Below are 4,072 nucleotides of genomic sequence, written 5' to 3'. Positions count from 1 at the left end.
CTGCCTTCGACGGGCGCCGGGGCGATCGCCGAGGGCCTCGCGCGAGCGCTCGACGGATCGATGAAATTGCCCGATGCCGATGCCTGCCGTGCGTATGCGCGCGCGAATTTCGACAATCCGGTGATCGCGCGGCGCGTGGCGGCTGTCTATAACGAGGCGATTCAGGTAGCGGCGTAACGGGGCAGGGCGGCAGAACGAGGGCGGCAGCGATGCCGTCCTTTTTTATGCGCCGACCGATAGTTCTCATCATTCAGGAATTATCAGATGCCAAGCTGCGTTCCGTACAATAATTCCGACCATTTCGGAATTATTGCCCAAAGACGCCGGTTCGATCGATAATTCTGATATTCTCGTAATTATCGATCCGTCTCGCTTGGAAGGCGGTTTTATTCCTGAAATAACGGAACTATGGCGCGCACCTTACCCCGACCGGCAGCGATGAACCCGCTCGCATCCGACATGGCGTCGTTGGGCCGGCTCGTTCGCAACCGCCGCGCGCAAAGCGCGCTTCGCATCGACGATGCGGCCGACATGCTGGGCGTATCGAAGGACGTGCTCTCACGTCTCGAAAACGGCCGCTCGGTCAGTCTGGACAAGGCCTTCAAGGTATTGCACGGACTCGGCCTGAACCTGCTGGTCGTCACGAACCAGCAGAGCCACGCCGTGCTGGACGCCATCGCGACGCCCGCCGCGCCGGCGGACGATGCCGCCGCGCTTTCCAGCGCGCCCTCGGAGCCGTCCTGATGCCGCACACGCTGCAAGTCATCACCGACGAGGGCACGGTAGGCCGACTTCATTTCGAAGCGAAACAGAGCCTGTATCGCTTCGAGTACGACGACCATTGGCCAGCGCGCCGCGATGCATTTCCCCTCTCGCCGCACATTCCGCTCGCGCGTGCGCAGCAGGTGGCCGAGGGTGCCGTGCATCGCTTCATCGCCAATCTGCTGCCGGAAGGGCGGGCGCTCGATGTGGCGTCCGTCGTCTATCAGGTCTCGAAGGACAACACGTACGGGCTCATTCGGATGCTCGGCAAGGAGCCCGTGGGCGGATTGAGCTTTCTCGCGCCATCGCAGCCGTCACCGCAACCTGCAGCGGACGAGCCCATGCCGATGCGCCGCGAGATTGCGCCCGACGAACTCAGCCAACGTATCCGCGAGCGTGACGTGATTCCGTTTCCCGTCTGGGACGGCAAGGTTCGGCTGTCGGTGGCCGGCTATCAGGACAAGCTGCAAGTGCTGGTGGAGGGCGAACGCCTCGCGCTCGCCGACGGTGCATTGAGTTCGACGCACATCCTGAAGCCCGAATCGCGCAGCCCCGTCACGCCATGCATGGTCGCCAACGAGCACTATTGCATGACGCTCGCCGCACGCATGGGATTGCAGGCGGCGCCCGTGTCGATCCGGCGCATTCCCGAGCCGATTTTGCTGGTCGAGCGCTTCGACCGGACGGTCGTGCTGGACCCGTCAGACGGTGTGTCCGTTCAGGCCGTGCGGCGCCGGCATGTGATCGACGGTTGCCAGGCGCTCGATCTGCCCGTCAGCTTCAAATACGAGCGCAATTTCGGCAATACGCGCGATGTGCGCAATATCCGCGAAGGCGCGAGTTTCGAGAAGCTCTTTGCGCTGCAACGGCATCTGGACAATCCCGCTGCCGCCCGCACGTTCATGGTTCGCTGGGCGCTCTTCCAGTTGCTGATCGGCAACAGCGACGCGCATGGCAAGAACCTGTCGTTCTTCGTGCATGGCGGCGGCCTCGAGCCGGCGCCGCTATACGACCTGGTGTCCGTCAACGCGTACGGCGAGCGCGTCGAGCAGGACATGGCGATGGGTTACGGCGATGCTTTTCGCCTCGAAGAAATCACGCCGCTCGAACTCGCCGACTTCGCGCGGCGCACGGGCACGCTGCCGCGCTATCTCGCGCGCGAGATGACCCGCATGGCGCAGGCCGCGAAGGCACTCGCACCTGAACTCGCACAAGCCGACGTGTACGTCGGCGACGAGCGCGCAATGGTGCAGACGATTGCGGCGTTCATCGCGGCGCAGGCCGACCGTCTGCTGCAATTCGCGCCAATGGTGCCGCGCGTCGATCGAAAGCTGCTGTAGCAAGAAACAGGGCGCTTCGCGCGCCCCTTCATCAGCACATCAGCACGACAGCCCATTCTGGTTTCGCGCGACATCGGCATCGACCATCATCTTGCACAGCTGTTCGAGCGACGTTTGCGGATGCCAGCCGAGTTTCTCGCGTGCCTTGTCCGCGCAGCCGATCAGCAGATCCACTTCGGCCGGGCGATAGAACTTCGGATTCACGCGAATCAGCGTCTTGCCCGTGCGCACGTCGATGCCCGTCTCGCGCTCGTTGCGGCCCGACCATTCGAGCTGATAGCCAGCCGCCGCGAACGCCATCTTCACGAAATCGCGCACCGTCTCCGTGCGGTTCGTCGCGAGCACGTAGGTGTCGGGCTCGTCGGCCTGCAGCATCCGCCACATGCCTTCGACGTATTCGAGCGCAAAGCCCCAGTCGCGCTTCGCATCGAGGTTGCCGAGTTCGAGCACGTCGGCCTTGCCGAGCTTGATTTTCGCGACCGTGTCGGTGATCTTGCGCGTGACGAACTCGCGGCCGCGCAGCGGCGATTCGTGATTGAACAGAATGCCGCTCGTCGCGAACATGCCGTACGACTCGCGATAGTTGATGGTCGACCAGTGCGCGAACAGCTTCGCGACGCCATACGGGCTGCGCGGATAAAACGGTGTTTCCTCGCGTTGCGGCACGGCTTGCACCTTACCGAACATCTCGGACGTGGACGCCTGATAGAAGCGCATCTTCGGGTTCACCGTGCGAATGCCTTCGAGCAGATTCAGCACGCCGACGCCCGTCACGGCGGCCGTCGTCGACGGCTGGTCGAACGACACGCCGACGAAGCTCTGCGCGGCGAGGTTGTAAAGCTCGTCGGCCTGCACGGTGTCGAGCAGGCGCAGCGTCGATCCGGCGTCGGTCAGGTCGTGCTCGACGAGCTGCAGGTTCGGATCATTCATCACGCCCAGTTCTTCCATCCGCCAGAAGTTGACGGAACTGGTCCGCCGATACGTGCCCGTCACCTGATAGCCCTTGCCGAGCAGCAGTTTCGTCAGATAGGCGCCGTCCTGGCCGGATACGCCCGTGATGATGGCCTTGCGTTGTGGGGTCATGAGTTGCCTCTCGTCGGGTTGGCGGAAGTGGATTGAAGCGCAGCGGCTGCGGGCCGCCGCTGTTGTGATGAGAGCGCCGCGTCGCCGCACAGGCGGCGCACGATGGGATCGATGACGGCGAAGTCCTGCTGCGCTTTCACGCGATACAGCTCGGGCTTCGGATGCGCGCCGTCGGACATGTGCGTTTTCCAGTCGGCCATCGCTGAGATCTGCGCGTAGTGATCGACGAGCGGCACCTGCTGTTCGGCCGCGACGCGTCGCGTCATGGCCGCCATTTCGGCGAGCCGCGCGTTCAGACGCGCATCGGGCATCGGGTTCGACGTCTGCAGCACGGGCAGCTTGCCGAGCGCCTGCGCCGTTTTCACGAGTTCCGTTTCGGCTGCGTAGAACTGTTCGGGCGTCTGGTTGTGCATCACTTCGTTGATGCCGTAGTTGATCGTCACGATCTGCGCGTTCGATGCAGCGAGACGCGCCTTCCATGGCGCCTTGCCCGCCGTGCGCGCGGTGCTCGTCCCGTCGCGCAGTTGCGTCGCCATCGTGCCGCCGACGCCGTCGTTCACCACCGATACGCGCGCGCCATACTTCGCGCGCAGGGCATCCTGCAGATACGTCACCGCGTTGTCGGCGAGCGGCCCGCAATGGCCGTCGCTGCATGAAATGCCGAGCGTGGTCGAGTCGCCGAAGGCTTCGATCAGCACTGGCGGCGCATCCGCGCGAACGGACGAAGCCGCAAAAGCGAGTGCGCAGCCTGCGGCGCGCAGTGCGAGCGCGGGCTTCATGCGCTCGTCCTCGATCCTTCGCGTGCCGCTTGCAGCGCATCGTCGTGTGGATGCGCGCGCGGCGCGCCGCCATGAATCAGACGACGCTCGAAGCCGAACCACGACGCG

Annotated in this window: 4 protein-coding genes and 1 pseudogene; 3 read left to right on the top strand and 2 right to left on the bottom strand. The window is 64.1% G+C overall.

The features are described from left to right. From H3V53_RS42375 to H3V53_RS42365, 3 genes and pseudogenes are all read left to right on the top strand, one after another. Positions 1-177, top strand: a pseudogene (locus H3V53_RS42375) (glycosyltransferase family 1 protein); the annotation flags it as partial. A gap of 231 nt (positions 178-408) precedes the next feature. Further along, the gene (locus tag H3V53_RS42370; protein ID WP_336602925.1) at positions 409-744 is read left to right on the top strand and encodes a helix-turn-helix domain-containing protein; all 336 of its coding nucleotides are present in this window, start codon (positions 409-411) and stop codon (positions 742-744) included. After that, positions 744-2,102, top strand: a complete 1,359-nt coding sequence (locus tag H3V53_RS42365) for a HipA domain-containing protein (protein WP_336602924.1) — start codon at positions 744-746, stop codon at positions 2,100-2,102. The genes H3V53_RS42370 and H3V53_RS42365 overlap by 1 nt, the downstream gene beginning before the upstream one ends. A gap of 39 nt (positions 2,103-2,141) precedes the next feature. Here the strand turns inward: H3V53_RS42365 and gmd are convergent, their stop codons facing one another. After that, positions 2,142-3,185 carry a GDP-mannose 4,6-dehydratase gene (gmd, locus tag H3V53_RS42360; RefSeq protein ID WP_054927089.1) on the bottom strand — a complete coding sequence of 348 codons (1,044 nt, stop codon included), beginning with the start codon at positions 3,183-3,185 and terminating at the stop codon, positions 2,142-2,144. Next, positions 3,182-3,964 carry an SGNH/GDSL hydrolase family protein gene (locus tag H3V53_RS42355; protein ID WP_336602923.1) on the bottom strand — a complete coding sequence of 261 codons (783 nt, stop codon included), beginning with the start codon at positions 3,962-3,964 and terminating at the stop codon, positions 3,182-3,184. The genes gmd and H3V53_RS42355 overlap by 4 nt, the downstream gene beginning before the upstream one ends. Positions 3,965-4,072 lie beyond the last annotated feature (108 nt).

It is taken from the genome of Paraburkholderia bengalensis, from assembly GCF_037126505.1.
Classification (GTDB): domain Bacteria; phylum Pseudomonadota; class Gammaproteobacteria; order Burkholderiales; family Burkholderiaceae; genus Paraburkholderia; species Paraburkholderia bengalensis.
This window is presented reverse-complemented; position numbering and strand designations above follow the sequence as displayed.